The following is a 26,554-nucleotide window of genomic DNA, read 5'->3' as shown; positions in this document are numbered from 1 at the left end:
CACTCGCAGAAAGCTCCACTCCATGCCCGACAGCTGGCTCGACATCGCCCCGGACACGCAGTTCGGCCCGGCCACCCTGCCCTACGGGGTGTTCTCCACCGAGGCCGACCCCGCCACCCGCACCGGTGTGGCCATCGGCGACCGCGTTCTGGACCTGGGCGCGGCCGCCCGCGCCCTCGGCGCGCCGTTCGCCGAGGCCGTCTCCGGGCCCAACCTGGACGGCCTCTTGGCGGCCGGACGGCCCGTATGGGACCAGGTCCGCGCGGCGCTCACGTCCTGGTTCACCGACCCCGCCCACGAGGAGGCCGTCCGCCCCCACCTGGTGGACCGCGCCTCGGTGTCGCTGCACCTGCCGTTCACCGTGGCCGACTACGTGGACTTCTACTCCTCGGAGCACCACGCCACGAACGTCGGCCGCATGTTCCGCCCCGACCAGGAGCCGCTCACCCCCAACTGGAAACACCTGCCCATCGGCTACCACGGCCGCTCGGGCACTGTCGTGGCCTCGGGCACCGACATCGTCCGCCCCACCGGCCAGCGCAAACCCCCGGCGGAGTCCACGCCCGTCTTCGGACCCTCCGCGCGCCTGGACATCGAGGCCGAGGTCGGTTTCGTCGTGGGCACGCCCAGCGCCATGGGCGACCGCGTGGCGGTGGACGACTTCGCCGACCACGTGTTCGGGGTGTTCCTGCTCAACGACTGGTCCTCGCGGGACCTCCAGGCCTGGGAGTACGTGCCGCTCGGCCCGTTCCTCGGAAAGTCGTTCGCCACATCCGTCTCGCCGTGGATCGTTCCCGTCTCCGCATTGGAACAGGCCCGCGTCGAGCAGCCCGCCCAGGACCCCGAGCCGCTGCCCTACCTCCGGGGCACACAGCGGTGGGGCCTGGATCTGCGCCTGGAGGTCCGGCTCAACGGGCACCTGGTCGCCAGCCCGCCCTTCGACCAGATGTACTGGACGGCGGCGCAGCAGCTCGCGCACATGACCGTCAACGGCGCCTCCCTGCGCACCGGCGACGTGTACGCGTCGGGCACCGTGAGCGGCGCGGAGCCGGGCCAGCGGGGCTGCTTCCTGGAACTGACCTGGGCCGGGAAGGAACCGATCAAGCTGCCCGACGGCACCGAGCGCACCTTCCTGGAGGACGGCGACGAGGTCACCATCTCGGCGACCGCGCCGGGGCCGGACGGCGCGCGGATCGACTTCGGCGAGGTCACCGGAAGAATCCTCCCGGCCACATAGGAGAAGCGGGCGGCGGTGCGGCCCGCGAACCCCAGCGATCCGGGGCGGCGTGCTCGTTGGTGCCACACGCCGGGGCCGCCACCCGGGTCACCTGGACCACCCGCATGACGGGGCCGCCCGCGGGAAGGCTCGGGGTGGAGACGGCCGACAGGAAGGGGCCCGCCGTGTCCGACACGGTCGAACTCAAGGAGTCGTACATCACCGACCGCGGGCTGATCATGATGTTCGCGCTCGTGCTGTTCGTCCTGGTGGTCTTCGCCGCACGCGCCCAGCAGGGCGAGGTGGGACCGTTGTTCTACTCGTCGGTGTCGTTGGGCGCGGCCCTGTGCTTCTGGGCCGCCTTCAAACTGTCCCGCCTTGCGGTCGCCCTCACCCCGCGGGGCTTCGTGTTGCGGGGTTTCCTCACCGAAGCGGTGGTGCCCTACCACCGGGTGGCGGAGATCGAGACCGAGCACCGGATCCAACTGGCGCTCACGGACGGCCGGCGCCGCACCGTCCCCGGCTTCACCAATGTCCCCGACACCAAGCTGGCCCGCGCGGTGTACGGCACGTCCGCTCAGCGTGCCCTGCGGGCGATGAACCAGGTCCTCGCCGAGGGGCACCGCCGCCCGCCGCCGGAGGAGGAGCCGCCTCCCGAACGGACCAGGTACGACCTGGCGGCGTTCGTGGTCCCCCTGCTGTCCTTCCTCGTCATCGCCTGGGGCTCGCACTACTCACTGAGTCACTGAGCAGTCCACTCGCCCATTCCCGACCACCTCGACCTTCGCCCCGTTCCACGGCGGTTGCACCGCCTATTTCCGGGCCTCGCGGACCAGAAGCCAGATCAGGTAGAGGCCACCCAGGCACACGGTGATCAGACCGACCGGGACGGGACGGAACACCTGGGAGAGCACCAGTGAGAGCAGGTGCGCGCCCGCGAGCAGCGCGGCGCCCATCGCTGCGGCCGACAACAGGCCCACCCCCGGCGCGCGGGTGAGGCGTCGGGCCAGCTGCGGGGCCACCAGCGCGACGAACCCGATCGGTCCCGCTGCCGCAGTCACCAGGGCGGTGGTGGCCACACCCGTCACCAGCAGGCCCAGGCGTGCCGGTCCTGTCCTGGTCCCTTGGGTCACGGCGGTGTCGTCGCCCAGCTCCAGCCTTCGCAGTGCCGGTGCCATTGCTGCCGCCGCGATGACGACGGCGGCCGCGAGCACCAGCGAGGGCAGCATCCCGTCCCACGTCACCCGGGTCACGGAGCCCGCCCCCCAGAACCCGACCGTCATCGCGTCGTCGATGTCGGCGCGGGTGATGAGGTAGGCGTTGACCGAACCCAGCATCGCGGAGACGCCGATCCCGACGATGATCAGGCGGAACCCCTGGACACCCCGCCGGTAGGCGAGCACGTAGACGGTGAACGCCGTGGCCAGCCCGCCGATGATCGCTGCCGAAGCTATGGACCAGTAGCCGCTCGAACCCACGATGAGGACGGTGACCACGACGGCGGTATAGGAGCCGGCGTCGAAGCCGATCACGTCCGGAGAACCGAGCGGGTTGCGTGTCAGGGACTGGAAGATCGCCCCGCCGGTGCCCAGGAGCGCGCCGAAGACCACGACCGCAATGGCCGCGGGCAGGCGCCACTCGACCACGATGATCCGCTGGAAGGCCTCCCCACCGCCGATGAGCGCCGCGACGACCTCGCGCACGGTCAGGGGGTAGTCCCCGATCCCGATCGCCCCCACCGCGATCCCGGTGGCGACGGCGAACAAGGTCACCGAGACAGCCAGCGGCCGGACCGGGACCCGTACGGAGAAGAACCGGGTGCGCACCGTGCGGGTGGCGTAGCCGAAGTCCACCCGGGTCGGCGGGCGGTGGGTGCGGGGTTCGGTCATGGTGGTCACAGTCCGCTCGCCTTCCTCCGCCGCACCAGTGCGATCAGTGCCGGAGCCCCGATCACCGCGGTGACAACGCCGACCTCGATCTCGGCCGGACGCACGATCACCCGCCCCAGAACGTCGGCGGCCAGCACCAGTACCGCCGCCGCCAGGGCCGAGTAAGCGATGATCCACCGCTGGTCCGGGCCCACGAACCAGCGCACCACGTGCGGCACCATCAGCCCTACGAACGCGATCCCCCCGGTCAGTGCCGTCGCCCCACCGGCCAGCAGCGTCACCGCGACGATCCCGAGAACCCGGGTGCGGGCCACTCCGGCGCCCAGCGAGGCGGCCAGGTCGTCACCGAGCGCGATCGAGTTCAGGGACCTGGCCAGCGCCAGGGCGATGAGCAGACCCAGGAGCAGGAACGGCAGCACCGCGAGGGTGTCGTCGAGATCCACCCGTTCGACCGAGCCCAGCCCCCAGTTGCGGACCGAGCGGAAGGTGTCCTCGTCGATCAGGGTGAGGAAGGTCGAGAAGCCCGTCAGCACCGCGCCCAGGGCTACCCCGGCGAGCACGATGGTGACCGGGGCGGCCGGGCCCTTTCCAGCCGAGCCGATCAGGTACACCAGAACCGTGGCGGCGGCCGCACCGCCGAAGGCGAACCAGACGTAGCCGGTGATACCGGTCAGGCCGAAGAGGCCGACCCCGAGGGTGACCGCGAACCCCGCCCCCGCGTTCACCCCGAGGATGCCCGGGTCGGCCAGCGGGTTGCGGGTGAGCGCCTGGATCAGCGCGCCCGCCACCCCGAAGGCCGCGCCCGTCAGCAGGCCCACCACGGTGCGGGGGACGCGGAGCGTCCACACGATGAGTGACGCCTCCGAGCCGTCCCGCCGCCACAGCCCCCACCACACCTGGTCCAAGGCCAGGGGGTTGGCGCCGAACGCCAGGCTCGCCAACCCCGAGGCGACCAGCGCGGCCAGGAACAGCAGCAGGCCCAGCGCCCGCTTGGAACGCGGTGTGTGCCCGTTGGGGTCCGCCTTCTCCGGGACGGCCCGAGGCATGGGAAGTACTGGCATCAGATGTCCCGGCCCCCGCTCAGGAGGGCTCCACCTCGTCCATCCAGTCGACGATCACGTCCACGGCCCACGGCAGGCTCAGGGCGCTGGCCCCGCGGCGCAGCACCCAGGAGGCGTTGCCCCCGGATCCTTCCTCGCCTGCGACGACGGAGACGTAACGGTCCTCGGCGACCGGCGGCAGCGTCTGGAAGAGGTCGGTCTCCTCGCGGGCGTCCCGGTCGGCCTCGTCGCTGTAGAACATGACGAGCACGTCGGCGTCCAACAAGCCGATCTGCTCGTCGGAGACACTTGCCTCGTCGACGAAGTTCTCCGCGAGCGGGTTCGGTGCGAAGCCCAGCTGCCCGACGACGTCCTCCGCGGTACCGCCGGTCACGGTGTAGTAGTCCATGCTGACTTCGTCGTAGTCGTAGGCGATGGTGATGGTGCTGCCGGAGAAGTCTTCAAGTGACTCAGCCGCGGTGCCGATCTCCTCCTCGGCCGCGTCGACCGCTGCCTCGGCGGCCTCGCCGAGGTCCAGGGTCCGGCCGATCAGCCGCTGGTTCTCCCGCCAGTCGATGTGGTCACCGGGGATCTGCTCCTCGTTCTCCAGAACCGGGGCGATGTCGGTGAGCTTCGCGAAGTCCTCCTCTTCGAGGATGAAGTTGGTCGCGATGATCAGGTCGGGGTCGGACGCGGCGATCCCCTCGAAGTTGATCGGGTCCCGGCGGGTGGCGGAATCCACGGACTCGATCTCGGACACCCAGTCCTCGTCCCGCCACTCCCAGTCCTCGTCGCTCTGGGTGTAGACCGGGGTCGCGCCCATCGCCTCCACAGCGTCCAGGTTGGGGGAGAAACCGATCACGGCGACCCGTTCGGGGCGCTCCTCCAGGACCGACTCACCGGCCCAGGTCGTCAGTGTGAGCGGGTACTCGGTGGTGCCTTCGGCGGCGGGAAGCAGACTCCCGGGGTCCGATGCGGCGGAGGCCTCGGTGGTCGAGTCGTCCGGTGAGCCGCAGCCGGCCAGGGCGATCAGGGCGGCCACCGCGATCGCGGTGAGCGCCCGCGGTCTCCGGAGTCCGGGCATGGTGGCGGTCATGGGTTCCTCTCAGGTTCGGGATGCGGACGCTCCAGGCCAGGGAGGGGGATGTGGCCGAGTGGGATACCGCTCCACATTAGGTTAGGTAAACCTAGCCTTCATTGGGGTGCAGTTTCCGGCAAGGAGTCCCCGCCGGTGCCGCCACTGACCGAGGTGGGAGCCATGCCGAAACCACGAACACGAGGGGCGGAGCCGGACGCGGGCTCGCCCTGGAACGTCTACCTGCCGTCCGTCTCCCTGGACGGACTCCGCGAGGACGACAAACACCTGCTGCTGTGGCAGGCCCGCGGCGAAGCGGACTTCACCGTCGGCGGGGAGCCCTACGCACTCAAGACCGGACAGGCGATCTGGGTCCCGGCCGGAGCACCGCACGCCTTCACCGTGCACCCGAACTCGGTGCTGCTGCCGATGTTCTTCGAGGTCGCGCTGACCGTCACCACGCTGCGGGGGCCCACCGTCATCACCGTCGACCGCGGCCTGCGCACGCTCTTCCTCGGGTTCGTCCAGGCGACCTACAGCCGCATCCAGCCCAACATCAACATCGCCCGTCAGATCCTCGCCCTGATCGAGGAACGCCCGGTCCTGGTCACGGCGCTACCGCTGCCGACGACCGTGTCGGCCCTGGTCGTCGCCGAGTCCCTGCGGTTCAACCCCGGCGACGACCGCGGCGTGGACGAACTCGCCGCGTCGGCGCACGCCTCCGCGCGCACGATCGAACGGGCCTTCCTCGCCGAGACCGGCATGACGCTCCGCCAGTGGCGGATTCGCAACCGGATGGAGGCGGCGGGCATCCTGCTGCGGTCGCACACCACCCTCGACGCCGTGGCGAGCCGGGTGGGCTACACCAACACCAGCGCGTTCCGCCGGGTGTTCAAAGGCCACTTCGGCATGACCCCGAGCGAGTACATCGTCCGCTTCCGGGCCACCCCTTCTCGGGTTGGTCGAAGCCCTGTGTGCCGTCGCTGAGCTGCTGCTGCGCGACGGTCATGGCTACAGGCCCAGCTTAGTGATTGATTTTGATTGGTTTTCTGCATTAGAGTCAGATAGCGTCATCTGCTGGTGGCGTCGTGCTGTCGAGAGAAGTGGGATCCATGCCAGGCACCTTCGTCGATGTAGAGATCGCGTCCCAGCCCGAGCTATGGCAGCGAGCCTCCGCGCTCCTCCCGGAGGTCGAGGGCCGACTCCCCCGAAGCGGGCACCGCATCGCCGCCGTCGGCTGCGGCACGAGCTGGTTCGTCGCCCAGAGCTATGCGGCGTTGCGCGAAGCGCGCGGTGCAGGGGTCACCGACTCCTTCGCGGCCTCAGAATTTCCCACCGGGCGCCGCTACGACGGGGTCGTGGCGATCTCGCGGTCCGGAACGACCACGGAGGTCATCGACCTCCTCCGCGCTCTCGACGGGGTCCCCACACTGCTCATCACCGGCGTCCACGACTCTCCCGCCGCACGCCTGGCCGACGAGACGATCGTGCTGTCGTTCGCCGACGAGCAGTCCGTCGTGCAGACGCGCTTCGCGACGTCGACGCTGGCACTGCTCAGAAGCCACCTCGGCGAGGACATCGACGAGGTGGCCGAAGACGGACGGCGCGCCCTGGAAACCGACCTGTCCCCGCTCCTGGACGCCGATCAGGTCACCTTCCTGGGCCGCGGCTGGAGCGTCGGCCTGGCCTCCGAAGCCGCGCTGAAGACCCGCGAGGCCGCCCAGTTCTGGGCCGAGTCCTACCCGGCCATGGACTACCGCCACGGCCCCGTCGCCATCGCCCAGCCGGGCCGACTCGTGTGGGCGCTCGGCGAAACCCCCGCAGGACTCGCGGACGAGGTGTCCGGCACCGGCGCGACCTTCGTCCACCACGGATTCGACGCGATGGCGAGCCTGATCGTCGCACAGCGCTTCGCCGTGGCCCTCGCCAAACGCAACGGACTCGACCCCGACCATCCCCGGGGGCTCACCCGCTCCGTCGTCCTCACCGAGCAGTGACCCATGGCGAACCACGTCACCCTCGGGGAAGGCGCACCGGTCCTGGCGGCCGATGTGGGCGGGACCGTCACGAAGGTCAGCGTGGTGGACGAGACCGGCCGCGTCTCCCCACCCGTGCGCATCCGGACCCCGTCGGGAACCCCCGACACCCCGAGGGACATCCTGGACGCCATCTCCGCCACGGCCTCGAACATCCCGGGTGCCGACCGGGTGGCGGCAGCCGGGGTGGCCCTGCCCGGGATCTTCGACGAAGAGCGCGGGATCGGGGTCTGGTCGGAGAACCTGGACTGGCACGACGTCGACTTCCGGTCCCTCGTGCCGGAACGCCTCCAGCTCCCGAGCACCGTGTCCCATGACGTACGCGCGGCGGCCCTGGCCGAACTTCGCCTCGGCGCGGCCACCGGCCTGCGTGACGTCGCCGTCATCACCCTGGGGACCGGCATCGCCGCCGCGGTCATCGTCGACGGCACACCCCGTGTCTCCGGCGGATACGCCGGGGAGATCGGCCACGCCGTCGTCGACCCTGCCGGGGAGCCCTGCCTGTGCGGGAACCGCGGTTGCCTGGAGGCCACAGCGTCCGCGGCCGCGATCGCACGCCGCTACGGCGACGCGTCCGGAACCCCCGTCACAGGCGCCAGGGACGTCCTCGAACGCGCCCAGTCCGGCGACCCAACGGCACAGAGGATCTGGTCGTCGGCCATCGACGCCCTCGCCTTGGGAATATCGCACCTCAGCGCCGTGATCGCGCCGCAGGCGATCGTCATCGGCGGCGGCCTCTCCGAAGCGGGCGACGCCCTGTTCGTGCCCCTCCAGGAACGCCTGAACGAGCGCTTCCGGCTCCGGCCCACCCCGCTCCTGCGAGCGTTCCTCGGCGAGGACGCCGGCGTCATCGGCGCCGCCGTCGGCGCGAGGGAAGGCGATCTCCACAGCGTGGAACAGGCGGGCGGGCCACACGGATGATCCTCACCATCACCCCCAACCCGGCGATCGACCTCACCATCACCACACCGGTGTTCGCTCCCGGAACCACCCACGTGGTGCCACCGGCACACCAGCGCGCGGGCGGCAAGGGCCTGAACGTGGCGCGGGTCCTCTCCCAGACCGGGTTCACTACCCGGGCCATCGCCCCCGTCGGCCACGACGATGCCGCCTGGTTCGCCGCCGACCTCGGCCAGGGAGCGGAGACCGATCTCCTGCCGTGCGCGGGGGCCACGAGGCGCACCTACGCCCTCGTGGAATCCGAAACCGGGCGCACCTCCATGGTCACGGAATCCGGGCCCGAGCGAACGGACGCCGAGTGGCGGCAGTTCATCGACCTGGTCAAGCGGAACGCCCACAAGGCGGACACCCTCGTGCTGAGCGGGTCGCTCCCGCCCGCACATCCCGGGAACCTCGTCTCCGAGATCGTCGGCCTCGGACATGGTGCGGGTGCCCGAGTCATCGCCGACGTCAACGGCCGCGCCCTCGTGTCGGCAGCCCGTGCCGGAGCGCACACCCTCAAACCGAACCTCGACGAGCTGCGCGCGGCGACCGGGGCCACCGACCCGGTCACGGGCGCCCGAACCCTGCAGCGCGAGGGCGCGGGCCTCGTGATCGTCTCGCTCGGCGAGGAAGGGATGCTCGCGGTTCCCGCCGACCGGGCCGCCGCCGTACTGCACGCCCGCCTGGGACGGACCCTGCAAGGAAACCCCACCGGAGCGGGTGACGCCGCCGTCGCCGCCCTCGCGACCGGCGGCACCCGCGCAGAACTGCCCGAGGTGCTGCGCCGCGCGGTCGCTTGGTCCGCCGCCGCGGTGCTCGCCCCGCTCGCCGGAACACTCCACGAGAGCTACCCGGACCTCCGCCACGAGGTCGTCGTCTCCGAGATCTGAAAAGAGGGACCCGTGCCACTTTCCCCGACCGCCCACCTCCTCGCTGACGCCGGTAGCCGCGGCGTCGGCGTGGGGGCCTTCAACGTCCTCAATGTGGAGACGGCGCATGCTCTCGTCAGCGCCGCGGAGTCGAGCGCCCTCCCCCTCATCCTCCAGATCTCCCAGAACTGCGTCACCTACCACCAAGGCCGCCTGGAGCCGCTGGCCGCAGCGGTCGCCAAGCTCGCAGAGGGTTCGACCGCGACCCTCGCCCTCCACCTCGACCACGCCGAGGACACCGAACTCGCACGCGCCGCGGTCGACATCGGGTTCGGTTCGGTCATGTACGACGGCGCGGCCCTGCCCTACAAGGAGAACGTGGCCACCACACGGGACGTGGTGGAGTACGCGCACCGGTCGGGCGCCGTCGTCGAGGCCGAACTCGGGGAGATCGGCGGCAAGAACGGTGCCCACATACCGGGGGTGCGCACCGACCCCGGCGAGGCGGCCGATTTCGTGCGTGAAACCGGAGTGGACGCCCTGGCAGTGGCGGTCGGCTCCGCCCATGCGATGACCCGGCGCGAGGCCGCGCTCGACAACGAGCTCATCGGAGAACTTCGCGAGTCGGTGCCGGTACCGCTGGTCCTCCACGGTTCATCCGGGGTGCCGGACCGGGGTATCCGCGACGCGATCCGGTCGGGGATCGTCAAGGTGAACGTCTCCACGTACCTCAACGGCGCTTTCACCGGAGCGGTCCGTGAGCGGCTGCGCGAAGACCCGGACCTGGTCGACCCGCGCAAGTACCTCGGGGCGGGACGGGCCGCGATGACGGCGGCCACCGAGCGGATGCTGCGGGTCATCGCCGCGGACGAGGGGGAGTGGACCTGACCGCTCAAGCGGTGACGACTTCGATGCCGCGCTTTTCGAGTTCCCGCACGGTTGCGGATTCCACACCGGAGTCAGTGACCAGAGCATCGACGGTGTCGAGCTCACAGATCCTCGCGAAGGACGTGGTGTGAAACTTCGTCGAATCCGCGACCACGATCACGCGCCGGGCTGTTTTCGCCAGGGCGGCGTTGATCGCGGCCTCGCCTTCGTCATGGGTGAACAAGCCGTTCTTTAGGTCGATCGAGGTGACCCCGAGAAAAAGCGTGTTGATCGTGATTTCCGGAAGAATGAGGGAGGTCAGTGGTCCGATGAGCTCGTAGGAACGCATTCTGGCCACTCCGCCGAGTACCACGATGCGCAATTGAGGTCGCACGATGAGGTCGTTGGCGATATTGACCGCGTTGGTGACCACGGTCGTCTCCGAATCCGCGAACCGGTCCTCGGCGGCCGCGCGGATCCCCACCTCGAACGCGGCGGCCGTGGTCGTGGTGCCGCCGTTGAACGCGATGACGCTGCCCGGCTCGACCATCTCCGCGACCTTGCGGGCGATCGTGTTCTTTTCGCGCCACTGGCGTGAGGTGCGATAACGCAACGGGATATCGCCGGAGCTGCTGTTGGCCATCGCCCCGCCGCGGGTCCGCACGATGAGCTGCTGGGAAGCGAGCGCATCCAGGTCCCTCCTGGCGGTGGGCATGGAGACACCGAACTTCTCGGTGATCTCCTCGATTCTCACCGAACCCTCCGCGACAATGTAGTCGATCAGTCGCGACAGGCGGTCTTCTCGGTCCAAGATAGTTCCGTTCTCTGTGTTCTGGGGTTTTCTGTGCCGGCGGGAATCACTGATCGTTCAGGCGACTCTCGAATGAGTTACGGGTCAGGGTAATTATATCCCAGGCGGGGGTGGCGCGCCGAGCAGGTCGGGAGACGACGATATCGAGCTCAATAGTTCGCGATCCCATCATACAGTTTCTTTTCTTCTGTGCCGTGACCTGAGGCCGGCCGTTGGCTGGCTCGGTCCGGGAAATCCCGCTACCCAGAAGCTCCGGGAGAGTTTTTCGCGGGGATTCTCAGAAGCGCTGGGGCACAGCGGCCCCGCGCAGGACCCCGGAACGGAGGGCCAGGTCCATGTGGGTAGAGACGAACCCCCCGGTGGTAGAAGTCCAGGGCCCGGGTGTTGGCCGCGAACGCCCGCACCCGCACCTCGTTCGCGCCGCGCCCGGCCGCCTAGCCCAGGAAGCGGCGGACCAGTGCTGAACCCACCCCGCCGCCGCGCGCTTCGGGCACCACGCGCATGCTCTCCAATTCCGCACACCGTCGGACACAGCGGATTGACCGAACTCAGGCGCCCTACGCTGATACGTCGCCAGGTGCGGCCGTGCGTATCGGGTGTTCGACGTCGCTCATGGGGCGACCTTAAACGTCGGACTCCCCAGTGATAAATGCCTGGCTGGAAGGGTGATCCCAGCCCCCGGGCTCTGGAGTATCGACACCATGGAGCCTCAGGACGTGGCCGTTGTCCTGTATCGGTACCCGGAAGGGCTTACCGGTGGCTCAGTACGTTGACCACTTTCCCGTTGGGGTCGCGCACGAAGAACCTGCGCACGCCCCACTCCTCGTCCTGCAACGGGTGCACGATATCCGCACCCTTCTCCCGCATGACCGCGTAGACGGCGTCCACGTCGTCAACCTCGACGCTCATATCGGGCACGACAGGGGCGGACTTGTCCTCGCCCATGAACGTGACCTGCGCTGTGGGATTGGAGGGAGAGGCGAGAGTCATGACCCACCCGAGGTTCATGACGGTCTCGAACCCCAGCAGGCCGTAGAACTCCTGGCTCTCCTCCATGGCCTCGGAACGGATATCGGGCATGACCCGGCGGATGGACATGAGTGGACCCTCCTGGCAGTTGGAATCGAACGTTCTTTCGATTATCCCCGTGTTTGGTGGGGGCGCAACCGCTCCGCGCCGCCGCACTGGGCAAGCGTTGGAGAGTTCCCTCCGCTGTGTGTTCGGAGCGCGGTGAAGCGCGGGATGATGGTTTGCATGCTGCACGTGCTGATATTGCGCTATTCCGGCTCGCCGACCGACGTCACGCCCCATGTCGACGGACATGTCGCCTACCTGGAACGCCAGCATTCCCATGGTGTCTTCTTGCTCTCAGGGCAGACTGAACCGGTTGAGGACGGCGGCGTGATCCTGGCCCGGGGCGATCGTGCCCGTGTTGACCGGGTCGCCGCAGAGGATCCCTTCGTTCGCCACGGGGTGGCGACCTACGAGATCATCTCCGTGTTACCGGGCCGTGTTCACCCTAAGCTGACGGAATGGTTCGGTGAATCGGTGGATCCGGTAATCGGAAGTGACGAGACCCGCCCACAGTGGGTGCCCGAGGAGTACCGTCGGCTTCGATCCAGTGGTCAGGGCCTCGCCGACTCGCTGGAAGACCGGCCGCTTGAACCGGTGTTGCAGCGGGCGGGTGCCGCGGTGCTCAGCGGGCTCCATTCCGGCTCGACCGGGCTGACCGTACTGGCGCGGCGTTGCGCGGCCGGGCTGCGGCAACGTGACTGGGTCGGGGACGACTTCCTCGCCGACGAGCTGGAATGGGCCCTGGGGGACAGGCCAGGGGAGAGCGAACTGGTTCCCACCCCCGTGGACTTGGAGATGCTCGTCGAAGCCCTGGACGCCGACCCCGCCGAGGGTGCGGGCTCCTTCGACCCGCTGACCGGTGACGTCCTGTTGGGGGTGGTACTGTCCTTCGGCGACTTCGAGGACGAGGGCCTCGACGAGGCGGCCGAAGAGCGGCAGATCGAGATCGCTCCTGGAAGTCGGGAGGCCTACCTGGACATGGTGGACTTCGCGGAGACGGTCGCGGACCCTCAGCTGCGGGAGCGGTTGCGCAGAGCACTGGACGGGCGAGGAGCGTTCCGCAGGTTCAAGGACACGATCCACGACGCGGGCGGGGACCAGTTGTCCGCATGGACGGTCTTCGGCGAAGAACGTGCGCTGGGCCGTGCCCGGAAGTGGCTCGCCGAACACGGCTACTGCCCTCAGGAGTGAGGCTTCGTCACTCGGACGTCAGCGGGCGAAACGTTTGAGCGGCTCGGTGTCCAGAACGACCCCGGTGTCCGGGACCGGGACGGCCTCGCCGTAGGGATGGGTACTGCGGTCCAGGTACTGGCCCTGAACGGGACGGCTGTGGACCACGACCGCGTTTGCGTCGCGGTCCACGAGCAGGTAGGCGCCGATGCCCGTCGCCGCGAAGGCGGCGGGTTTCTCAACGCGGTCCCGGGCGTGGGTGTCGGCATCCCACGAGGTCACTTCGACGACGGCGAGAACGCGTTCGGGGTCGGCCCACTCGCCCGCATCGTCGAAATGGCCGACCGGGGCGAGAACACCGTCGGGTCGGGACCGCCCTGTGCGGTAGCTATCGACTTTGAGCCCGAGCCCGCTGGTGATCAGGTCGAGGTCGGGGCGATGCGCCACGAACTCGCGCATCAGCCACGCGAGAATTCCAGCGTGCGCTCCGTCGGTCCCTTTGCGGACCGAGACCTTCCCGTTGAACATCTCCATCCGCACGCGGTCGGCATCGAATGCCTGCTCGGCAAGGTACTCGAACAGCTCGGGGCTCTGACCGAGCTGACTGGCGCGTCCCCATAAATTGGACAAAGGGGGGAACTTTCTCATTTCAGGCCTGCGGGTTGTTCCGTTGCTTTCACTCATGTGCGGATTTGCGGGAAAGCCCGACGAACTCCTGTTCGTTCCGCTAGCTTGAATCCCGACAAGAAAAAACCCGACCGGGTGCGTGAACACCTGGCCGGGTTGTGGCCGACGCCTGCACAAACAGGTTTGTCGACTGAGCCACCTCGCTCCCTAGACCAAGAAGGGCGGCTCGTCATGGAGTCTACCGCCTCGAACCTATCCAACACATCCGAAACCCCGAATCCGGCCAAGTTCTCTCCGCCCCGCAAGCGCCCCCGGGGCGCGTTCAAGGGGATCGGGTTCATCCTGGCGATCTGGGTGCAGCGGATGCACCGTGCTGGCCTGCTCCCCACGCTGCGCTCCCTGTCTGCGCTCTTGGCCATCTCCGACGCGGTCGACGCGGACGGTCGCTGGTGCTTCTTTCTCCTGGAGAACCTGGCCGGACGCTCCGGCGGAACCCTCAGCGTCAGCAGCCTCAAACGCGCCATCGACGACCTGGCCGCGGCAGGTGTGGTCCGCAAACTGACCCGTTCGGAGACCCTCGGCTTCTTCGCCGAGGACATCAACCGCGGCCGCTCCGTTTACCAGCTGCCGTGTGTGCTGGAACTCCTCGTCCCAGCTGAGGACTATCCCGAATTGGTGCTCGCCGAGATCAACGCCTGCCGCGCGGAGCTGGGGGAGGAACCCCTCAACGCGCACAACCGGCCCCCGCTGACTCGGCGCTGGACCCGAGCTCACACTGAGCCCACCCCCAGCTCAGATCGGCCCACAGACTGTTCCCCTGGATACTCTTCTGAAGACGAGGCCCCTGGTTCCGTCCGTGGCAGCGCAAGTACAGGTGAGAAAAACCGGCAAAAGCTCCGTAGCGGGCTTTTCGGGATTATCGATCGAATCCCTGACGCATTCCTGTCCGATCCGGAGACGGACCGGGAACGCCTGGGGCGGGCTGTGGAGAACCTTCTCAGGCAAGGGCTGAGTGCGGGCACTCTCCGCACCTTGTTCTCAGGGATCGAGCGGCTCGGGCGCCCGTTCCCCGCGCTGATGCACCGGCTGCGCAGCCCGCGGGCCGCACGTGCCTTCCTCGACGGTTCGCTGGGCCGAGGCATCCACGCACCCGGCACGCTTGTGCCCTCGTGGCCGGTGCCGGTCGGGGACGACGCGTTCGCCCAGCCGGAGCAGTTTCCGTTGGACTCCCAAGGGCGGGCCAACCGCACCTGCCCTGAGCACGACGCCACGCGCAACGCCCCCGGTAGTACCTGCGTCATCTGCGGCAGGCGGTGCCGCTCGGTGCCTGGAGAGCTCATACACGAGCCGACACGGAAGACACCCGACGTGAGTGAACCCTCCGGCCACCCCGATCCCGCTGAAGTGCAGAAGCCTGTCCGCGGGGTAAGCGACCCGGATGTCCCGAGGGAGGGCCTGGACCCGGAGTTGCTGGAACGCATGGCCGCGTCCTTGGATGTCGCCGGGCGGCGGAGGACGGTTGTCAGAGCCGCGGCTTAGGTTGGTCCCCACACAGTGGGGGAGGGGAGGCCGGGATGAGTGAGACGACGGTGGACGAGGTCATGGCCGAGTCGGCCGCACTTGACGACGCCAAGGTCCGCGCGGTGAGAGAGGCACGGGGACGCACGTCCCCGTTCGCCCCCGTCTGGAGCAACGAGATGGTGAGCCGCTAGCAGCGGGCCAGACCCTAGACTCCTCCACTAGAATCTACGTCGTAAAGGTGGCCGTTCCGTTCTTAGTGACCCAGGTCACACCAAGGTTCTGTCAGGGACCCGGGAGCTGTCTCGTTCAAAGGTCACGCAAACGGACAGGAGCACGAACATGCGGCACCGCATCATCGTCCTCGGGGCTGGCTACGCCGGAGCCGCCGCGGCCGGATACCTCGCTCGACACCTGTACCCCGGCGACGTCGAGATCACCGTCGTCAACGCCGAACCCGACTTCGTGGAGCGGATGCGCCTGCACCAGCTGGCCACCGGACAGAAACTGCGACGGATGGGGCTGGCGGAGATGTTCGCGGGCACCGGGATCCGGCTGAAGGTCGCGCGGGTCAGCGCGGTCGACGCCGACCAACGCGTGGTCACCGTCGACGGGCAGCAGGGCATTGAACGGCTGGAGTACGACACCCTGCTGTACACGCTGGGCAGCACCTCCGCGGACGGCGGCGTCCCGGGGGTGCGCGAGCACGCCTTCCACATCGCCGAGCGGGCCGCCGCCCTGCGGTTGCGGCAGCGCCTGGACCAGCTGGACGATCGGGGCCGGGTCCTGGTCGTGGGCGGCAACCTGACCGGTATCGAGGCCGCCACCGAGATCGCCGAATCCCGGCCCGGCCTTCAGGTCTCGCTCGCCACCAGCGGCGAGGCGGGCGGCTGGCTGGGCGAGAAGGCCCGCCGCCACCTGCTGAAAGCCTTCGAACGGCTGGGCATCGAGCTCCACGAGCACGCCCGGATCGAACGGGTCGAAGAGGGCAAGGCCGTCGCGGCCGACGGCAACGTACTCGACACCGGCGTCACGGTGTGGGCGGGCGGATTCGCCGTCCACCCCATCGCCGCCGCGAGCGGACTCCAAGTGGAGGGCAACGGCCAGATCACCGTGGACCGGCTGATGCGCTCGGTCTCGCACCCGCAGGTCTACGCCGCCGGCGACAGCGCCCACGCCATCGGGAACAACGGCGCGCCGCTACCGATGTCCTGCGCCTCGGCGGGGTTCACCAGGCTGCAGGCCACCGCCGCGATCATCGGTGACCTGACCGGCCACCGGGCCGCCAAGGTCTCGCTCGGCTACTTCGGCAACTGCGTCAGCCTGGGACAGAAGGACGCGCTCTTGCAGGTGGTCGACGGCCAGGCACGCTCGAAGTCCTGGGCGATGCGCGGTTGGCCGGCCACCCGTTTCAAGAACTTCGTGCTCAGAACCGTCGCCTGGATCATGGGCCATCCAACCTACGGACTGCCCACGCGCAGGCGCCGCCTGTCGGACGAGTCCTTCCGCACCGGGAAGGTGGTCGCCGACTAACGTGGCCTTCGTGGACACCGTCGCAGTGGAGCGCTTCGAGGCCAACCGGGACCGGCTGGCCTCGTTGGCCTACCGCCTGCTCGGATCGGCCGCCGACGCCGAGGACACGGTGCAGGACGCCTACCTGCGCTGGCAGGCGGCCGACCCCGGGCACATCGAGGTGCCCGAGGCCTGGCTGACCAAGGTGGTCACCAACCTGGCCCTGGACCGCCTGCGGTCGGCGACCGCGCGGCGCGAACGCGCGGCCGGCGACTGGCTTCCCGAACCGCTCCTGGACGGCGACCCGATGCTCGGCCCGGCCGAGACCGTCGAACAGCGCGAGTCGGTGACCCTGGCGGTGCTGCTGCTCATGGAACGCCTGACCCCGGTGGAGCGGGCGGTCTACGTTCTGCGGGAGGCCTTCTCCTACACGCACGCCGAGGTCGCCGAGATCCTCGACATCAGCGAGTCCGCCAGCCAGCAGCACGCCCACCGTGCCCGGCGCCGTGTCGCGGCCGACGGCAGGTCCGGGAAGACCGACCAGGCTGCGGCCCGACGCGTGGTGGAGGCGTTCGTCGACGCTGCCTCCTCCGGTCAGACCGAACGGCTGGTGGCGCTGCTGACCGATGACGCCACCGTGACCGGCGACGCTGCGGGACTCGATAGGAAAGTGCGGCGGCGCTCGGGGGCGGAGAAGGCCGCCGCCTTCCTGCGGGCCGGTTTCAAACCCACCCCCGCGAAGCGGAAACTGGTCGGCGGCTCCCCGTCGATCCACGCCGCCGTGGTCAACGGATCCCCCGCCATGGTCGCGGCCCTGGGGGACCGGGTCCTGGGTGTGGTGGCCTTCGTGGCCCGGGATGGAAAGATCACGGACGTGGTCGGTGTCGCCTCCCAGGACAGGCTCGAGCGCTTCGCCGAGTCCTGGCGGAGGAGCGAACACGGTGACCCCCTCATCGAGTCCTGGTGACGGACGCAGAAGGGGCAGCTCCCTGGAAGGGGCCGCCTACGAGTCTTGGCCGCGCCCCAGGCGTTCACTGGACCAGCGTTCCACGGCGCGGCCCTGGCTGTCCTGGAAACCGGCCACGGTCTCTTCGGGGTCGACCAGGATGATCCGGTGTCCGGCGTCGATGAGCTTGGCCGCCATTGCCGCCGAGGTCCGGCGGGCCACCTGCAGCACCTCGTCCACGCGGCTCATGTCGAACACCACGAGGTCGGTGGTGGGCGGGTTCTCGATGAGCTCGTGGGTCAGCGCTTCGATACTGCTGAGCACCATGTCGCCCTGGAGCACGTAGACGGTCGCGGGACGGCCCTCGACCCGCACCGTGCGGGTCTCGCGCAGCGACGAGCGCGCCGGCCGGCCCGCCTCCATCAGGTGCAGGCCCAGATCTTCCGAGAGCTTCTCCATCATGGCCACGCCCCGGGCGCTGTTGCCGTGGGCGTCCAGGCGGGGCGAGAACGCGGCCACGCCCACCTGGCCCGGAAGCACCCCGATGATGCCCCCGGCGACCCCGCTCTTGGCGGGGATGCCGACGCTGGTCAGCCAGTCGCCGGCGGCGTCGTACATACCGCACGAGGCCATCACGCTGAGCAGGTGTCTGGTGTTGCGCCTGCTGAACAGCCGAAGGCCGGTGTTGGGCTGGACCCCGCCGTTGGCCAGGGTCGCGGCCATGAGCGCGAGGTCGCGCACGGTCACCGACGCCGAGCACTGGCGGATATAGCCCTCGACTGCCGCGGCCGGGTCGTGGTCCAGCCTCCCCGAGGCGTGCAGCAGGTAGGCGAGTCCCAGGTTGCGGTCGCCGGTGGCGAGCTCGGATGCGGCCAGCGCCTCGTCGATCTCGACCGGCCGCTGGGCGAGCTGGGAGAACAGCGCGAGCACGCGGTCCACAGCGGGCTGGTCGTCACGTCTGATCAGCGCGTGCGTGGCGATCGCACCCGCGTTGATCATGGGGTTGCGGGGCTTGCCGGTCTCCGGGTCCAACGACAGTTCGTTGAAGGCCTCACCGCTGGGCTCGACGCCGATGCGGTCCAGGACGTCGTCGAGTCCGCGGTCCTCGACCGCGAGCGCGTAGGCGAAGGGCTTCGACATCGACTGGATGCTGAACCGGTGGTCGGCGTCCCCGCTCGCGTACACGGTGCCGTTGACGGTGCACAGCGCGACCGCCGCCCGGTCGGGGTCCGCGGCAGCGAGTTCGGGGATGTAGTCGGCCAGGGCGCCGGAGCCGACGTGGCCCGTACCGGCGATGATGCCGTCGAGGTAGTCGAGGATCGGTGAGCGCATGAGGATTCCCCTGTCTCGGGATCGGTGCCGCCGAGTGCCGGGGGTTGATCCGTCGTGCTCCCGGCCGGAGCGGGGATACCTCCTGGTCACGCAGCGGGCACCAGAGTAGCCGTGCTATGCGCGGGGTCCGCGGCTGACATGCGCGCGGCCGAAAACCACCGTCGGGCGCGGGACCGGTGCCCGCTCAGCTGCGCGTGCGACTGTGAGGGGGCTCCGAGGACCGGGCACGCCCGGCCTCGGCCCGGCCGTGTGGTTCTCCGGCGGCTAGTGGCGGACAATGGGGGTGAGCCCGGTGAGGGCTCTGCGAGCCGACCGTGGTTGTCGTAATGAGCGTCCTCCATGGTTGAAAGCGTCTGGTCGCGGGCAGCCGAGTCTTGACCGGCGCCGTGTCTATCAAGGTCCGCTACTGTTGCGCGACCCGCCGACACCGTGAGCGCAATGGACGGATGGTGGACGGTGGGAGCACAGGACGGGCAGGACGGTACACGACGCAGTGCGGGCGCCGCAGCGCCGCTGCCCTCCCCGGCCCCCGCATCGGCCTGGCGTGCCGTCGCCGCACGGGTCTGGCTGGAGTTCCAGAAGGGCCATGCCGGTCTGCTCGCCGCGGGCATGGCGTTCAGGGCGTTGCTCGCACTGTTCCCGGCCCTGCTCGCCGCGGTCAGCCTCTTCGGGATCGTCGCCGATCCGGATGACCTCACCGACCAGATCCGCGATTGGCTCGTCGCCGTCCCGGACGAGGTGAGGACACTGATCGAGGGGCAGCTCACCACCATCGCCGCGACCGAGACCGGCACCCTCGGGTTCACGTTCGTGACCTCTGTGCTGATCGCCCTGTGGAGTGCGTCCGGAGGCATGTACGGCCTGATGGAGGGCTGTAACGCGGCCTACAACGTGGTGGACGGTCGTTCCTACCCCGTCAGGCGGGGCATCGCCCTGCTCCTGGCCTTGGGTGTGGGCACCTTCGTCTGTTTCGGAGTCGGGGTCATGGCGGGGCTTCCGCTACTGCTCGGCTACGTCGGTCTGAGCGACGCGGCGATGCTCGCGATCCGGATCGGCCAGTGGCCCCTGCTCGCGTTGCTGACCGTGGTGGGACTGGGTGTCGTCTACCGGGTCGCGCCCCATCGTGCGAGGCAGGCGGGCCGCTGGGTCACACCGGGTGCGTTCATCGCCATGCTGCTGTGGTTGGTCGGGTCCCTGCTCTTCACGTTCTCCGTGCAGCGGTTCGGCGACTTCGGGGCGACCTACGGAACGATCGCCGGGGTCATCGTGCTGATGCTGTGGCTGTGGTTGTCTTCGCTCATCGTGCTGCTCGGGGCGATGATCAACGCCGAACTCGAACGCCCGTCCCGGGTGGCCCCCACCGGCGGTCCACGGGCGGGCGGTTGATGCCGTCCGAAGCCTGGAAGGGGCCCTGGACGGCGAACCGGCCTCGGACTCGTTCGGCGGCGTAGCGCTCCCCTTGGTCAGTGCGGGGCCAAGGCTTCTTCGCGGTCAATCCACGTGCGCCGGGCCGGGCGACGACCAGTGCTCGTGCAGCAGGGCGATTTGCTCCGGCAGGACCCGCGCCACGGACAACTCCGGCAGGTCTTCCACGGCGAACCACCCCACCTCGCTGGTCTCGGTGCTGGTGAAGGCGGCATCGAGCTCGGCCAGGGGCTCGCACACGAACAGGAGCTTGTAGATGTGCCGGTCGTAGACGGGTACGTGCGGCCACCGGTGGCGGTCGAGGACCCCCGCGAGATGGATCGCGCGCACCGGCAGGCCGGCCTCCTCCTTGGTCTCGCGCTCGATCGCCTCCCTGGGACTCTCGAGGATGTCGCACCAGCCGCCGGGCAGGGTCCACCGGCCCCTGTCGGAGACCTCGCGGACGAGGAGCACCCGGCCGGACGGGTCGAAGACACCCGCGCGCACGTCGAGTTTGGGGGTGGTGTAGCCGGCGGTGGTGGCGACGTCGGGCTCGTAGGCCGGGAGGTCGTCGCGCGCCACCGTCTGCATCAGGTCGCGGGCCAGTGCGCCGATGCGGTGGAAGCGCTCGATGTCGAACCCGTCGGTGCAGTAGGCGAGCCCCGACTCCGATTGTGCGGTGAGTTCCATGGCGATGCGCCGGATCTGTTCGGTGGACTGTGTGGTTGCCATGTTCCCGACCCTAGGGAGCGTTGGAGGTGCCCGGGACGGAGTGGAGCCCGACCGCGGAACTCGGTCGGGGAGGGCGCCCCACCTCCCGGGCCGTGGCCGACCTCCGGGCCCGCCCGTCGGTCAGCGCGCGGCGTCCATCCGGGCCCGCTGGTCGGCGGTCAGTTCCAGGTCGACGGCGGCCAGGCTCTCCTCCAGCTGCGCCACGGACGAGGCACCCACCAACGGGAGGATCGGCAGGTCGTGGCCCAGCTGCCAGGCCAGCACCACCTGGTTCGGGGTCGCGCCCGTCTCCTCGGCGACCTCCCTGAGCACGCGCAGGCGCGCCTCGGTCCCCGGGTGCTCGTAGTCGTGCGGGGCGGGCTTGTCCTTTCGGACATAGGCACCGCTGAGCAGCGGCGTGTAGGCCACCAGCACCAGGCCGTCATTGAACCGCAGGTAGGTCAGCACGTCCGGACCGGCCCCGCCGATGTTGCCGTCCGGGCAGACCGCGTCGCCAAGGTCGGTGCGCGGACGCAGGTAGCTGTGCTGGTACTGGAGTACCTCGTACCCGGGCAGACCGTAGGCGGCGGCGATGCCCCGGGCGCGCTCCACCCGCCAGGCGGGGTGGTTGCTCACGCCCAGCAGCCCTACCGTTCCGCTGCGGACTTCGTCGCTGAAAGCTGCCACAGTCTCCTGGGCGGAACCTTCGGGGTCCTCGATGTGCGCGTACATGAGGTCGATCCGGTCCCGGCCGAGCCTTTCCAGGCTGCGCGCGGTGGACTCTCGGACGACCTTGGCCGACAGTCCTTCGCGGTTCTCCACGTACGTGGTGCCCGGGGCTGCCGGGCGGGCGCCCAGCTTGGTGGCGACGGTGAGTTCGTCGCCTATGCCCCGGCTGCGCAGCCAGCGGCCCACCAGGTGTTCGCTCTCCCCGTTCCAACCGCCGTCGGTGCCGTAGTTGTTGGACGTGTCGACGAACGTTCCGCCCGCCTCCGCGTAGCGGTCGAGGATCCTGAACGAGGTCTCCTCGTCGGTCCGCCACCCCATGAGCATGGTGCCCAGTGCCAGCACGCTCACCTCGCGGCGGGTGGTGGGGCCGGTGCCGATGGTGCGGTATCGCATGGCGTTCCTCCTGTCGGTGGGCCGCTCTTCGCGGCCCCTCGAACGGGAGTCTGGGACATGGAGCGCGCTCCAGATCAAGCCTTACCGAAAGGTTTCCTTCCGGATGCTGTGGTTCGCTGGCCGCCGCGATCAGAAGTCGAGCGCTGATTCCGGCGGCAGTCCGTGGAGCCGTCCTCGCGTGCGCATGCGCCGCAGGTGGATCTGGCGGCTGAGCCGGATGAGGGGCCGGATGAGCAATTCCACGCTGCCCGCCAGGAAGCACCATGTTCCGAGGGTCATCTGGTCCGGGAAGAAGAACAGGATGCTGCCCGCGATGAACCACAGCGCGATAAGGATGTCGTTGGCGATGCTCACCGCCTCGTAGCGCTGCCGGATGACCAGTTCGTGGTGGCCGATCCGCATGACCAGGGGGCGCTCCGGTTTGTGCTCGGCCATACTGGCACCCTCCGACAGTCCGTCCTCGTGTATCCACCATCCTCCACGTCCGGGTCCCGCCATACCTGCAACGGGACCGGTGTCGGCGCGTTGACCAGGCCGGTCTGTAGGGTGTTCCGGATGACACGACGGGGGAGTGGCGGGCATAACGAGCGGGACGAGGGCACGGGGCACGAGGCGGTCGCGCCTCCGCCACGGGCGCGGGCCGCCATGGTCTCTGTGGCCGCCGCTGGGAGTACCGCTGCCGCCGTCGCCGCCGCGTGGATCATGATCGGCCCGACGGGCTTCGTCTTCGCCTGGATCGCGCACTTCGTGCTGATGGCCGGGGTCTCCGTAGCCCTCGACGCTCGCAGCAGGCCGCTCGAACACCCGTGGTTCCGAGTACGCCGCTGGGAAGTCCCCCTGTACGGGAGGCTCGGCGCGCGGTTGTACGGGCGGGCCCTGGACGCGGTCGGGTGGAACAGGGTCGTCGAGCGCGGCCGCGGGTTCGACGGCACACGGGCAGGGTTGACCGGCCTCGACCAGCACACTCGGAGCTCGGAGGCCGGGCACCTGCTGTGCCTGGTGGTTGCCTCGGTCCTGGCCGCGGCGGCCGTATCCATGGGCTCCTGGGCGGGTGCACTGTGGCTGGTGGGCCTAGGGGTCCTCCTGCACGTGTACCCGGTCATGCTCCAACGGCTGCTCCGCGTGCGGATCCAGGTCCTGGCCGGGCGTACACAATCTACGTCGTAAAGGTAGCGGTTCCAGTCATGCCACACCATCCAGTCGAGGCAACCTCAGCTCAGCTGTGCCCCAAAGCCCGCAGCAGGTAGGGGAGCAGTCGTTCGGCGATATCGCTGCCCGGGCTGGTCTCGGGATCGCCGCTTGCCTGCGGCGGGACGAGGAAGGTGTGGCTGACCATCGGGCCGATGACCATCTCCGCCACGACCAGCGGATCGTCCACCGGCGGGATCTCCTCGCGCTGCACACCTCTCTCCAGCAGGGCGAGGACCCGTTCCTGCAGGGGGAGCACGAAGTGCTCGAAGAGTACGTCGGCCAGCGCCCGGTTGTGGGCGGCTTCCCCGAGCACGGCGCGCAGTAGACGGCCCGAAGAGCCTTCCAGCGCGGTGGCCTTGTCGTGCAGGAGTTTACCCAGGTCCGAGCGGAGGGAGCCGGTGTCGGCATCGGGGCCCAGGTTCTCGGCCCAGGCCTGTGCGGCCCCCACGACCAGGTGTTCCTTGGACCGCCAGCGGCGGTAGAGGGTGGCTGTGGAGACCCCTGCCCGGCGGGCCACGGCGGCGGTGGTCAGGCCGCTGTATCCGTGCAGCTGGAGTTCGGCGAGGGTCGCGTCCATCAGCGCGCGGTCCCGGCTCACGTCCCGCGGCCGGCCCCGGTTGGGTGCCTTTGCGGTGGTGTCCGGCAGATGGTCCGTCGTCATGGGTGAATCTTATGCCAGTTCACCTATTGGAAACGAAACATTTTCGTTTAGCATTGTGGCATGGCCAACACCCAGACTCCTGAACCCCTGACGCTGACCACCGAGATCCCGCCGATCGTCGCGAAGCTGCGCGCCACCTTCGACAGCGGCCGCACCAAGCCGCTCTCCTGGCGCCGCGCCCAGCTGCGCGCCCTACGGCGCATGCTCACCGAGGAGCGCACCACCCTGGAGAGCGCGCTCAAGACCGACCTGGGCAAATCCTCCGTGGAGGCCCACACCACCGAGATCGGGTTCGTGGTCAACGAGATCGACCACACGCTCAAGAACCTGGCCTCCTGGTTGCGCCCGCAGCGCGTGTCCGTGCCGATGAGCCTGGCCCCGGCCAAGGCCCGCCGAGTGCGCGAACCCCTGGGCACCGTGCTGATCGTCAGCCCCTGGAACTACCCGATCAACCTGGCCCTGTCCCCTCTGGTCGGTGCGATCGCCGCTGGCAACAGCGCCGTCGTCAAGCCCAGCGAGATCTCCCCGGCCACCTCGAGCGCGCTGGCCGACCTGATCCCGCGCTACCTGGACAGTGAAGCGATCGCCGTGGTGGAGGGCGGCATCGCGGAAAGCACCGCCCTGCTGGAGCAACGCTTCGACCACATCTTCTACACCGGGAACTCGGCGGTGGCACGCATCGTCATGTCCGCCGCGGTCAAGCACTTGACGCCGGTGACCCTGGAACTGGGCGGCAAAAGCCCGGCGGTCGTCGAACCGGGTGTCGACCTGGCCACCACGGCCCGCCGACTCGCCTGGGGCAAGTACACCAACGCGGGCCAGACCTGCGTGGCGCCCGACTACGTGCTCGCCGTCGGGGACACCGCCGAGGAGCTCCAGAAGGAGCTGGCCGAAGCCATCAGTGAGATGTTCGGCTCCGACCCCGCGCAGAGTGCCGACTACGGGCGCATCATCAACGAGCGCCACTTCGAGCGGCTCAGCGCGCTACTGGACAGTGGCGACGTGGTCGCGGGCGGCCGGACCAACCGCGAGAACCTCTACATCGCGCCCACCGTGCTCGGCAACGTCCAGCCGGACACCCCGGTGATGGCGGAGGAGATCTTCGGGCCGATCCTGCCGGTCGTGCGGGTCCCGGACCTGGACGCGGCGATCAGGTTCGTCAACGAGCGCGACAAGCCCCTGGCCCTGTACGGCTTCACCAACTCCGAGGCCACCAAGCGCCGGCTGACCACCGAGACCTCCTCGGGCGGCCTGGGCTTCGGCCTGCCGATCGCCCACCTGGCCGTGCCGGACCTGCCCTTCGGCGGGGTGGGGGAGAGCGGCATGGGCGCCTACCACTCGGCGGCGTCCATCGACACGTTCTCCCACACCAAATCGGTCCTGGACAAGTCCCTGCTGATGGACACCATGCGGGTGGCCTACGCACCCATCACCCAGGTCAAGGAGAAGATCCTGCGGAAGATGCTCTGACGGGGGTCCTGCAGGACTCTGTCTACTTGGACCGGGCGTCGGTGTAGGCCGTGCCCGGTTCGAGTTCGTCGTCGAACAGGTCGCTGACCGTCACGAACTCGTAGTCCTCGTCCTCCAGCTCCTCGAGGACGTCGGGGATGGCGTCGACGCTGGTCTCGTGGATGTCGTGGAACAGGACCACACTGCCGTCGGTGGTCTCGTCCAAGGTGACGTCGAGGATCTTGTCGCTGTCGCGGCTCTGCCAGTCCAAGGTGTCCACGTCCCACAGCAGCACGGGGTGGTCGATGGCGTCGCGGGCGGTGTCGTTGAGCGCCCCGTACGGCGGCCGCATGGTGCCGGGGTCCTCGCCGGTGATCTCGCTGATGGCCTCGTCGGTGCGGTCGAGGTCCTCCTCGATCTCCTCGGCGGAGATCGTGGTCAGGTCGGCGTGGTCCCAGGTGTGGTTGCCGACCTCGTGGCCGTCCTCGGCCATGCGCTCCACCTCATCGGTGAAGCTGTCCACGTTGGAGCCCAGCACGTAGAAGGTGGCCTTGGCGTCGTGCTCGTCGAGCATGTCGAGCAGCTCGTCGGTGTACTGGCCGGGGCCGTCGTCGAAGGTCAGTGCCACACACTTGTCCTCGGTGCAGTCCGGGGTCTCGTCGGCGGGTGCGGCCGCGGCGGGTGCCGCAGGCCCCACGACGAGCCCCGAGGCGATCAGAAGCCCGCTGACCGCGGCGAAACGGGTTTTGTGCATCAAAGAGGTAACGTTCACGCGTCGAAATGTATGCGACTCGGGCGTGTAGGGCAAAGATAAAGCCAGGTCAGAGTCCTAGAGTGAGCAAGGACTCTTTACGGTGGCCCGGGAATGGATTGCGCCGATCCCGCCCTGTCCGGCGATCGGAGGGATCGGCGGGTGGTGGTTGCGTTCTAGGCGGCCTTGACCCGCTTGGCTGCGAGCCGTTCCTTCTTGGGCCAGCGGACCTTGGTGGCCCAGCCGAACTTCTCGAACATCCAGATGACCCGGGCGGAGATGTCGATCTGGCCCTTGAGCACACCGTGGCGGGCGCAGGTCGGGTCGGCGTGGTGCAGGTT

The 26,554-nt window shown here is 69.1% G+C and carries 28 protein-coding genes and 2 pseudogenes; 16 read left to right on the top strand and 14 right to left on the bottom strand.

Annotation, left to right across the window (positions count from 1 at the left end; genetic code table 11):
- The first annotated feature begins 22 nt into the window (after positions 1 to 22).
- Complete coding sequence (gene fahA / locus ACYVDG_RS02950) at positions 23 to 1,237, top strand: fumarylacetoacetase (protein WP_460746683.1); 1,215 nt, start codon at positions 23 to 25, stop codon at positions 1,235 to 1,237.
- 164 nt (positions 1,238 to 1,401) lie between these two features.
- Entirely contained in the window at positions 1,402 to 1,965 is a 564-nt protein-coding gene (locus tag ACYVDG_RS02945; protein ID WP_460746682.1) for a hypothetical protein, read from the top strand.
- A 63-nt stretch (positions 1,966 to 2,028) separates the two neighbouring features.
- Here ACYVDG_RS02945 and ACYVDG_RS02940 read toward each other — a convergent pair whose 3' ends face one another.
- The 3 genes from ACYVDG_RS02940 to ACYVDG_RS02930 are packed head-to-tail and all read right to left on the bottom strand — an operon-like array spanning position 2,029 to position 5,241.
- A complete protein-coding gene (locus ACYVDG_RS02940) occupies positions 2,029 to 3,105 on the bottom strand; it encodes a FecCD family ABC transporter permease (RefSeq protein WP_460746681.1) in 1,077 nt (358 codons plus the stop codon).
- A 5-nt stretch (positions 3,106 to 3,110) separates the two neighbouring features.
- Positions 3,111 to 4,166 carry a FecCD family ABC transporter permease gene (locus ACYVDG_RS02935; RefSeq protein WP_460746680.1) on the bottom strand — a complete coding sequence of 352 codons (1,056 nt, stop codon included), beginning with the start codon at positions 4,164 to 4,166 and terminating at the stop codon, positions 3,111 to 3,113.
- A gap of 19 nt (positions 4,167 to 4,185) precedes the next feature.
- Positions 4,186 to 5,241 (bottom strand): ABC transporter substrate-binding protein, encoded by a 1,056-nt coding sequence (locus ACYVDG_RS02930; protein ID WP_460746679.1) that lies wholly within the window; start codon positions 5,239 to 5,241, stop codon positions 4,186 to 4,188.
- Positions 5,242 to 5,403: 162 nt separating this feature from the next.
- Here ACYVDG_RS02930 and ACYVDG_RS02925 point away from each other — a divergent pair, with 162 nt between their 5' ends.
- From ACYVDG_RS02925 to ACYVDG_RS02905, 5 genes are all read left to right on the top strand, one after another.
- The gene (locus tag ACYVDG_RS02925) at positions 5,404 to 6,207 is read left to right on the top strand and encodes a helix-turn-helix domain-containing protein (RefSeq protein ID WP_460746678.1); all 804 of its coding nucleotides are present in this window, start codon (positions 5,404 to 5,406) and stop codon (positions 6,205 to 6,207) included.
- Between the two features lie 125 nt (positions 6,208 to 6,332).
- On the top strand, positions 6,333 to 7,217 hold the full coding sequence (locus ACYVDG_RS02920; protein WP_460746677.1) for an SIS domain-containing protein: 885 nt from the start codon (positions 6,333 to 6,335) through the stop codon (positions 7,215 to 7,217).
- Positions 7,218 to 7,220: 3 nt separating this feature from the next.
- The gene (locus ACYVDG_RS02915; RefSeq protein ID WP_460746676.1) at positions 7,221 to 8,177 is read left to right on the top strand and encodes an ROK family protein; all 957 of its coding nucleotides are present in this window, start codon (positions 7,221 to 7,223) and stop codon (positions 8,175 to 8,177) included.
- Positions 8,174 to 9,088 (top strand): 1-phosphofructokinase family hexose kinase, encoded by a 915-nt coding sequence (locus ACYVDG_RS02910; RefSeq protein ID WP_460746675.1) that lies wholly within the window; start codon positions 8,174 to 8,176, stop codon positions 9,086 to 9,088. The genes ACYVDG_RS02915 and ACYVDG_RS02910 overlap by 4 nt, the downstream gene beginning before the upstream one ends.
- A gap of 12 nt (positions 9,089 to 9,100) precedes the next feature.
- Entirely contained in the window at positions 9,101 to 9,955 is an 855-nt protein-coding gene (locus ACYVDG_RS02905) for a class II fructose-bisphosphate aldolase (RefSeq protein WP_460746674.1), read from the top strand.
- 4 nt (positions 9,956 to 9,959) lie between these two features.
- Here the strand turns inward: ACYVDG_RS02905 and ACYVDG_RS02900 are convergent, their stop codons facing one another.
- From ACYVDG_RS02900 to ACYVDG_RS02890, 3 genes are all read right to left on the bottom strand, one after another.
- Positions 9,960 to 10,745: a DeoR/GlpR family DNA-binding transcription regulator gene (locus ACYVDG_RS02900; RefSeq protein WP_460746673.1), complete on the bottom strand. Its 786-nt coding sequence runs from the start codon at positions 10,743 to 10,745 to the stop codon at positions 9,960 to 9,962.
- 434 nt (positions 10,746 to 11,179) lie between these two features.
- Positions 11,180 to 11,257, bottom strand: a complete 78-nt coding sequence (locus tag ACYVDG_RS02895) for a hypothetical protein (protein WP_460746833.1) — start codon at positions 11,255 to 11,257, stop codon at positions 11,180 to 11,182.
- 238 nt (positions 11,258 to 11,495) lie between these two features.
- A complete protein-coding gene (locus tag ACYVDG_RS02890) occupies positions 11,496 to 11,843 on the bottom strand; it encodes a VOC family protein (protein ID WP_460746672.1) in 348 nt (115 codons plus the stop codon).
- 144 nt (positions 11,844 to 11,987) lie between these two features.
- On the opposite strand from ACYVDG_RS02890, the pseudogene ACYVDG_RS02885 reads away from it, so the two are divergent.
- A pseudogene (locus ACYVDG_RS02885) lies at positions 11,988 to 12,179 on the top strand (YciI family protein); the annotation flags it as partial.
- Positions 12,180 to 12,293: 114 nt separating this feature from the next.
- Positions 12,294 to 13,010 (top strand): hypothetical protein, encoded by a 717-nt coding sequence (locus tag ACYVDG_RS02880; RefSeq protein ID WP_460746843.1) that lies wholly within the window; start codon positions 12,294 to 12,296, stop codon positions 13,008 to 13,010.
- Between the two features lie 18 nt (positions 13,011 to 13,028).
- On the opposite strand, the gene ACYVDG_RS02875 is transcribed toward ACYVDG_RS02880, so the two are convergent.
- Positions 13,029 to 13,619 (bottom strand): Uma2 family endonuclease, encoded by a 591-nt coding sequence (locus ACYVDG_RS02875; protein WP_460746671.1) that lies wholly within the window; start codon positions 13,617 to 13,619, stop codon positions 13,029 to 13,031.
- A 228-nt stretch (positions 13,620 to 13,847) separates the two neighbouring features.
- Here ACYVDG_RS02875 and ACYVDG_RS02870 point away from each other — a divergent pair, with 228 nt between their 5' ends.
- From ACYVDG_RS02870 to ACYVDG_RS02855, 4 genes are all read left to right on the top strand, one after another.
- Positions 13,848 to 15,155, top strand: a complete 1,308-nt coding sequence (locus tag ACYVDG_RS02870) for a hypothetical protein (protein WP_460746670.1) — start codon at positions 13,848 to 13,850, stop codon at positions 15,153 to 15,155.
- A 35-nt stretch (positions 15,156 to 15,190) separates the two neighbouring features.
- Entirely contained in the window at positions 15,191 to 15,328 is a 138-nt protein-coding gene (locus tag ACYVDG_RS02865) for a hypothetical protein (protein ID WP_460746669.1), read from the top strand.
- 148 nt (positions 15,329 to 15,476) lie between these two features.
- Positions 15,477 to 16,667 carry an NAD(P)/FAD-dependent oxidoreductase gene (locus tag ACYVDG_RS02860; protein ID WP_460746668.1) on the top strand — a complete coding sequence of 397 codons (1,191 nt, stop codon included), beginning with the start codon at positions 15,477 to 15,479 and terminating at the stop codon, positions 16,665 to 16,667.
- Between the two features lie 10 nt (positions 16,668 to 16,677).
- Positions 16,678 to 17,613: a sigma-70 family RNA polymerase sigma factor gene (locus tag ACYVDG_RS02855; RefSeq protein WP_460746667.1), complete on the top strand. Its 936-nt coding sequence runs from the start codon at positions 16,678 to 16,680 to the stop codon at positions 17,611 to 17,613.
- A 36-nt stretch (positions 17,614 to 17,649) separates the two neighbouring features.
- On the opposite strand, the gene glsA is transcribed toward ACYVDG_RS02855, so the two are convergent.
- Entirely contained in the window at positions 17,650 to 18,924 is a 1,275-nt protein-coding gene (glsA, locus tag ACYVDG_RS02850; RefSeq protein ID WP_460746666.1) for a glutaminase A, read from the bottom strand.
- A 438-nt stretch (positions 18,925 to 19,362) separates the two neighbouring features.
- Here glsA and ACYVDG_RS02845 point away from each other — a divergent pair, with 438 nt between their 5' ends.
- Complete coding sequence (locus ACYVDG_RS02845) at positions 19,363 to 20,310, top strand: YihY/virulence factor BrkB family protein (RefSeq protein ID WP_460746665.1); 948 nt, start codon at positions 19,363 to 19,365, stop codon at positions 20,308 to 20,310.
- A gap of 105 nt (positions 20,311 to 20,415) precedes the next feature.
- Here ACYVDG_RS02845 and ACYVDG_RS02840 read toward each other — a convergent pair whose 3' ends face one another.
- The 3 genes from ACYVDG_RS02840 to ACYVDG_RS02830 form a co-directional block, all read right to left on the bottom strand.
- Complete coding sequence (locus ACYVDG_RS02840) at positions 20,416 to 21,060, bottom strand: NUDIX hydrolase (RefSeq protein WP_460746664.1); 645 nt, start codon at positions 21,058 to 21,060, stop codon at positions 20,416 to 20,418.
- Positions 21,061 to 21,180: 120 nt separating this feature from the next.
- The gene (locus ACYVDG_RS02835; RefSeq protein ID WP_460746663.1) at positions 21,181 to 22,161 is read right to left on the bottom strand and encodes an aldo/keto reductase; all 981 of its coding nucleotides are present in this window, start codon (positions 22,159 to 22,161) and stop codon (positions 21,181 to 21,183) included.
- Positions 22,162 to 22,290: 129 nt separating this feature from the next.
- Entirely contained in the window at positions 22,291 to 22,596 is a 306-nt protein-coding gene (locus ACYVDG_RS02830) for a YrhK family protein (RefSeq protein WP_460746662.1), read from the bottom strand.
- 120 nt (positions 22,597 to 22,716) lie between these two features.
- On the opposite strand from ACYVDG_RS02830, the gene ACYVDG_RS02825 reads away from it, so the two are divergent.
- Positions 22,717 to 23,328 carry a glycosyl-4,4'-diaponeurosporenoate acyltransferase CrtO family protein gene (locus ACYVDG_RS02825; protein WP_460746661.1) on the top strand — a complete coding sequence of 204 codons (612 nt, stop codon included), beginning with the start codon at positions 22,717 to 22,719 and terminating at the stop codon, positions 23,326 to 23,328.
- A 49-nt stretch (positions 23,329 to 23,377) separates the two neighbouring features.
- Here the strand turns inward: ACYVDG_RS02825 and ACYVDG_RS02820 are convergent, their stop codons facing one another.
- Positions 23,378 to 24,013: a TetR/AcrR family transcriptional regulator gene (locus ACYVDG_RS02820; protein WP_460746660.1), complete on the bottom strand. Its 636-nt coding sequence runs from the start codon at positions 24,011 to 24,013 to the stop codon at positions 23,378 to 23,380.
- 60 nt (positions 24,014 to 24,073) lie between these two features.
- On the opposite strand from ACYVDG_RS02820, the gene ACYVDG_RS02815 reads away from it, so the two are divergent.
- A complete protein-coding gene (locus ACYVDG_RS02815) occupies positions 24,074 to 25,483 on the top strand; it encodes an aldehyde dehydrogenase family protein (protein ID WP_460746659.1) in 1,410 nt (469 codons plus the stop codon).
- Positions 25,484 to 25,505: 22 nt separating this feature from the next.
- Here the strand turns inward: ACYVDG_RS02815 and ACYVDG_RS02810 are convergent, their stop codons facing one another.
- Entirely contained in the window at positions 25,506 to 26,234 is a 729-nt protein-coding gene (locus tag ACYVDG_RS02810; protein ID WP_460746658.1) for a polysaccharide deacetylase family protein, read from the bottom strand.
- A gap of 155 nt (positions 26,235 to 26,389) precedes the next feature.
- Positions 26,390 to 26,554, bottom strand: a pseudogene (locus ACYVDG_RS02805) (acyl-CoA desaturase); the annotation flags it as partial.

Source organism: Nocardiopsis oceani (assembly GCF_054777395.1).
Note: the sequence above shows the minus strand (reverse complement) of the source record. Positions and strands in the feature narration are given on the sequence as shown.